Genomic DNA, 5,265 nt, shown 5'->3' with positions numbered 1-5,265 from the left:
GCGTGCCGGGCGTCGTCGCCTCGGCCAAGGCCACGGCGGGCGTCATCCTTGCAGATCTCGCGCGGCAGGAGGCGGCCTGATGGACGCCGTCGTCGCACATGGACAGGCCTCAATCGAGAAGGGCTCGAAGAGCTTCCGGACCGCGTCCAAGCTGTTCGGACCCCAAATGCGGGAGGACGCCTGGCTGCTCTACGCCTGGTGCCGCCGCTGCGACGACGAGATTGACGGCCAGGAGTACGGGTTCGGCGCGACCCAGATGGACCTACCCGAGCGCCGCCGGCGGCTCGAACGGCTCCACCGGCTGACCCGGGCCGCCCTCGCCGGACAGACGATGGACGACCCGGACTTCGCCGCGTTCCAGCGGGTCGCCCTGCGGCGCGGCCTGGAACCGCGCTGGCCGCTCGCGCTCCTGGAAGGCTTCGCCATGGACGTGGACGGGCGAAGCTACCGCACCATCGACGATACGCTCGAGTATTGCTTCGGCGTCGCGGGGGTCGTCGGGGTGATGATGGGCAAGATCATGGGCGTGAAGGACCCCGCCGTCCTGCGCCGCGCCCAGGACCTCGGATTGGCGTTCCAGCTCACCAATATCGCCCGCGACATCTACGAGGACGCGGCCGCGGGCCGCGTCTACCTCCCCGCCGATTGGTTGGCCGAGGTCGGCGTCGCCGCCGATCCCAAAGCGGTCCGCGCGCCGCAGAACGCCGCGGCCGTCCACACGGTGGCCCTGCGCGTCCTGAAGTGCGCTGACGCCTACTATGCCTCGGCCAGGCGAGGGCTGCGCGGACTCCCCGCCCGCGCGGCCCTCGCTGTCGCCGCCGCCCGCGGCGTCTATCGTGAGATCGGCCGGATAGTGGCGCGCGGCGGCCCCGCCGCCCTGCAGACCCGAGCCTCCGCGAGCAAGCCGGTCATGGTCTGGTTGTTGTTCCGGGGCGTGGGCCTGACCGCCTGGAGCTTCTTGGAGCGGCTTCGGCCGCCAGAGCCCCGGCCTCCGCTCTGGACGAAGGTTTAGGCGCCCGACGGCAGACGCCACCATGGCAGGCCTGGCTTTCGGTGATGGGTCAGGTGAAAGCACCCGAAGTGGTAGCAGGTGGCTAGCGAGACCAGCCAGGGATGGCCGAGCGATCGCGCGCGGTGCTCGTCGGCGAACCCCAGCGCCTCGCGTCGGTGCGGCAGGTAGGTGCCGAAAGCGAACAGCTGCAACGACGACAGCAGCGCCGGGGCGGCCCAGAACACCAGCAGGTGCACGAGAGAAGCTTCGGCCAGCAGATAGGCGGCGATGACCCCACACAGCACCGCAAGCTCACGGAGGCCGAAGTAGCGCCGGAAGAAGGCCAGGTACCAAGACCAGAACCCCTGCCGCTCGGCGTCGAGGAAGTCCGGATCGTCGGCAGAGCCGGGGCTCGCGTGGTGGGCGTGGTGCTTGGGCGCCAGGCCGTCGAACCAGAAGCCGGCGTAGAGCGCCAGCGCCAGCCGGCCGACGGCGCGGTTGAGACCGGCTCGGCCGGGCGCTAGCGAGCCGTGCATCGCATCGTGCGCGATGATGAAGAGACCGACGCTGAGCCAGGTCTGGACGACCAGAACCAGTGGAACCAGAATCCAGTCGGCGGCGCCCCAACGGTGGAAGAACACGCCCCAGACATGCAGCGAGAGCCAGGCCGTGAGGATCGCCGCTGCGAGAGAGAGGCCGATCAGCCCCTGGCGGGACGCGCTCACCTGGATTTCCGCAGCTTGCGCGCCATCGCCTTCACGTCGCCCGGCCAGAGCAGGCCGAACGCCACGCAGCCTTCTTTGGTGGCGCGCGCGTGATGCAGCCGGTGCGCCTGGACGATCCTGCGCATGGGGCCACGCGCCGCCAGTGGCCGCAGGCCGAACCGACCATGGATGAGGCCGTCATGGACCAGCGCGTACACCGCGCCATAGGCGGTGACCCCCGCCCCGGCCCACCAGAGAGGCTCGGCTCCGGGCGCCGCTCCCAGCACGAACAGGGTGATAGCCACGCTCGCAAACAGCAGGCCGAAGAGGTCGTTGAGCTGCGGCCCCTCGCGGCCAGGCTGATGATGCGCCCTGTGCAGCCGCCAGAGTGGGCCATGCATCAGGTAGCGGTGCGCGGCCCAAGCGACAGGTTCCATGAGGACGAATCCTAGGATGAAGGAGGGCGCGCTAGGTGGCATCGGAAAACCTATGGCGCAGCGAGCGCCTGCCCCATCAGCACATCCACGAAACCACCGACAGCGGCCAGACCTGGCCCGCCGTGGGCGAGGGCCGCTTTGGCGCTCTCGAGCCGGCCCGTGGCCCTGCGCCGCGCGCCCTGCTCACCGATCACCGAAATTACATTGGCCGCGCCTTTCGCCACCTCCTGCGCATCGGCGATGTCGTCGAGCGCCTGAAACGCCAGCCCCAGTTCCTCAGCGAACAACCTGAGAGAGGCCCTCTGCTCGACGTTGGCTTCGGCGACCACAGCCGCCACTTCCACTGCTGCGACGAACAGTGAGCCTGTCTTACGGCGGTGAAGTTCGTCGATGTCCAGAGCGCTGAGCGCCATGCCCCGTCGCAAGTCGATCTCCTGCCCCCCGGCCAGACCATCCGCTCCGATCGTCGCCGAGAGGATGCGCACGAGTTCACACCTGGCCGGGTCGCTCAGCCCCGGCGCCTTCGCAATCAGGGCGTAGGCCTCCGAGATCAGCGCCACGACAGTCAGGGCCGCCACCTCCTCGCCGAACGCGGCATGGACGGTGGGCTGCCCCCGCCGTTCGGCGGCGTCATCCATACAGGGCAGGTCGTCCAGCACCAGCGACGCCGCATGCACCAATTCGAGCGCGCAGGCCGGCGACATCACGGCGCTGAGCTCGGCGCCGAGGTGCTCAGCGCAAAGCACCGCCAGGAGGGGACGGATGCGCTTCCCGGGAGACACCACCGCGTAGCGCATGGCGCTGCGAAGCCGGGGCACGGGAAACGACGAGACATGGACGATCGCCCGCAGCGACGCCTCTATGTCGGCTCGTCGGCGGGCGAGTAGGTCAGGCGCGGGAAGGCCCGCAGACATGTTCGCCTCCATGGGCGACCCTCTCGCCCGCTTCTACAGTATACCAACTGTGATATAGAACGATTGGAGATGACAAGCGGCTTTGAGTGGGAGCGACGCATGAGCGGAGAGGCCAGCCCGATCCTCACGCGTAAGGACGAGCACCTCGACCTCGCCCTCGCCCAACAGGCGACGGCGCGGAGAAACCCGTTCGACGCGTTCGGCCTGCCGCACTGCGCCCTTCCCGAACTCGACCTCGATGACGTCGACCTCACTACGAGCTTCCTGGGCCGCCCGCTCTCCCTGCCCTTCGTGGTCAGCTCGATGACCGGCGGCCCCGCGAGAGGGGCGAAGATCAACGCCAATCTCGCCGCCGCCGCCGAGGCGCTGCAGATCCCGTTCGCCGTCGGATCGCAGCGGGTGGCCCTCGAAGGCTCCCGCGCCGACGGTCTCGGCCTGGAATTGAGGCGCGTGGCGCCGACTATTCCGATCTGGGGCAACTTCGGCGCCGCCCAGCTGCTGCAGGGCTATGGGATCGACGAGGCGAGGCGAGCGGTGGAGATGATCGGGGCGGACGCGCTCATCATCCATCTCAACCCGCTCCAGGAGGCGGTCCAGCCCGGTGGCGACACTCGCTGGCGCGGCGTGCTCGAAGCGCTGGAGAGACTGGCGAACCGGTTGGAGGTTCCCCTGATCGTCAAGGAAGTCGGCTATGGCCTCTCCTCCGGGGTCGCCCGTGTGCTCGCCGATGCGGGGGTCGCCGCCGTAGACGTGGCCGGCGCGGGAGGCACGGCCTGGGCCCTGATCGAAGGCGATCGGGCGCGCTCCGACGCCGCCGCCGAGACCGCCAAAGCCTTCGATGGGTGGGGCATCCCCACGCCTCGGGCGATCCGCTCGGTTCGCACGGCCTGCGCAGATCTGCCTTTGATCGGCTCCGGCGGCATACGCAACGGGGTAGACGCCGCGAAAGCCATCGCCCTCGGCGCGGACCTGGTCGGACAGGCCGGTCAGGTGCTGCCGGCGGCGATGGTCTCGCCCGAGGCGGTGGTCGGCCACTTCGAAGTCATGGCGCGGCAGTTGCGCATCGCCTGCTTCGTCACGGGCTGCCCCAATCTTTCCGTACTCCGCGAGCTGCCGCTGGGTCCGGCCTGACGCGTTGCGGTTCCTCTTCGCCACCTTCGAAGGGGGCGGCCATGTGCCGCCGGCCCTGATGGTCGCCCGGCGGCTCGCAGACGACGGCCACGACGTGTTGCTTCTCAGCGACGAGGCGAACCGTGCGGCGGCTCGCGCCCAGACACTGAGCTTCACGCCGTGGGCGACGGCGCCAAACCGCCTGCGCGCCGGGCAGGCGGACGATCCGGTGCGCGACTGGCGCAGCGCCTGGCCGCCGGCTGTCGTGCGCGCAGTCTGCGACGCGGTGATCACCGGCCCCGCCGCCCGCTACGCTGTGGACGCAGCTGAGGTCATCGATGCGTTCCGGCCGGACATCGTGGTCAGCAACGAACTCCTTTTCGGCGTGATGGCGGCCGCCGAAGCGCGCAGCGTGCCGCTGGCGCTGCTGACGGGGAACGTCTGGTGCTTTCCGACCCGCCCGGATCTGCCGCCATTCGGGCCGGGGTTCCCGCCGGCTCGAGGCCGCTTCGGACGCGGACGGGAGCAGACCAGCCGCAAGTGGATCGCCGGCCTCTACGATGCGGGTCGTACGGACCTCAACGCGGCCCGAGCGAACCTCGGCTTGCGCCCACTCGCGCGTACGCTGGATCAGCTCGACGCGGCTGACCTGATCCTGATCGGGGCGAGCCAGGTATTCGACTACGACGCATCGGCGCCACCGCCATTCGCGTACGCCGGCCCGCTGATCGCCGTCCCAGAGTGGGCGGCCGCCCGCCCGCCGCCGGACCTGGCAGGTGACGGCCCGCTGGTGCTCGTCTCCTTCAGCACCACCTTCCAGAACCAGGCTGAAATCGTCGCCAGGTGCATTCGGGCGCTGAAGAAGCTCCCCGTCCGCGGCCTTGTCACCCTAGGCCCAGCCGTCGATCCCAAGGGCCTTCCTAGTGCGCCGAACGTCACCGTGGTGGAGAGCGCATCGCACGACGCCGTCATGCCTCACTGCGCCGCTGTGATCTGCCACGCCGGCCATGGGACGGTGGTGCGCCCGCTCATGAACGGCGTTCCCGTCGTCTGCATCCCCACGGGCCGCGATCAGCCGGAGAACGCCGCCCGCATTGCCTGGCGTGGCG

6 protein-coding genes are annotated in these 5,265 nt (G+C 69.8%); 3 read left to right on the top strand and 3 right to left on the bottom strand.

Features of this window, described 5'->3' with window-relative positions; all coding sequences use genetic code 11:
- Positions 1-79 precede the first annotated feature (79 nt).
- Complete coding sequence (locus VHK87_RS02160; protein ID WP_329633253.1) at positions 80-1,012, top strand: phytoene/squalene synthase family protein; 933 nt, start codon at positions 80-82, stop codon at positions 1,010-1,012.
- On the opposite strand, the gene VHK87_RS02155 is transcribed toward VHK87_RS02160, so the two are convergent.
- From VHK87_RS02155 to VHK87_RS02145, 3 genes are read right to left on the bottom strand one after another with little or no spacing between them, the layout of a single operon-like run.
- Positions 1,009-1,716 carry a fatty acid desaturase gene (locus VHK87_RS02155; RefSeq protein ID WP_329633252.1) on the bottom strand — a complete coding sequence of 236 codons (708 nt, stop codon included), beginning with the start codon at positions 1,714-1,716 and terminating at the stop codon, positions 1,009-1,011. The two genes, VHK87_RS02160 and VHK87_RS02155, sit on opposite strands and share 4 nt — an antisense overlap.
- Entirely contained in the window at positions 1,713-2,174 is a 462-nt protein-coding gene (locus tag VHK87_RS02150) for a sterol desaturase family protein (protein WP_329633251.1), read from the bottom strand. The genes VHK87_RS02155 and VHK87_RS02150 overlap by 4 nt, the downstream gene beginning before the upstream one ends.
- 8 nt (positions 2,175-2,182) lie before the next feature.
- The gene (locus VHK87_RS02145; protein ID WP_329633250.1) at positions 2,183-3,058 is read right to left on the bottom strand and encodes a polyprenyl synthetase family protein; all 876 of its coding nucleotides are present in this window, start codon (positions 3,056-3,058) and stop codon (positions 2,183-2,185) included.
- An 87-nt stretch (positions 3,059-3,145) separates the two neighbouring features.
- On the opposite strand from VHK87_RS02145, the gene fni reads away from it, so the two are divergent.
- Together fni and VHK87_RS02135 are read left to right on the top strand one after the other, a co-directional pair.
- Positions 3,146-4,177: a type 2 isopentenyl-diphosphate Delta-isomerase gene (fni, locus tag VHK87_RS02140; protein WP_329633249.1), complete on the top strand. Its 1,032-nt coding sequence runs from the start codon at positions 3,146-3,148 to the stop codon at positions 4,175-4,177.
- A gap of 4 nt (positions 4,178-4,181) precedes the next feature.
- Positions 4,182-5,265: glycosyltransferase (locus VHK87_RS02135; RefSeq protein WP_329633248.1), on the top strand; the 1,084-nt coding region annotated here is incomplete at its 3' end.

The organism is Phenylobacterium sp. (assembly GCF_036263695.1).
Classification (GTDB): domain Bacteria; phylum Pseudomonadota; class Alphaproteobacteria; order Caulobacterales; family Caulobacteraceae; genus Phenylobacterium.
The sequence above is the reverse complement of the archived record's forward strand: the minus strand, read 5'-3'. Positions and strand labels throughout refer to the sequence as shown.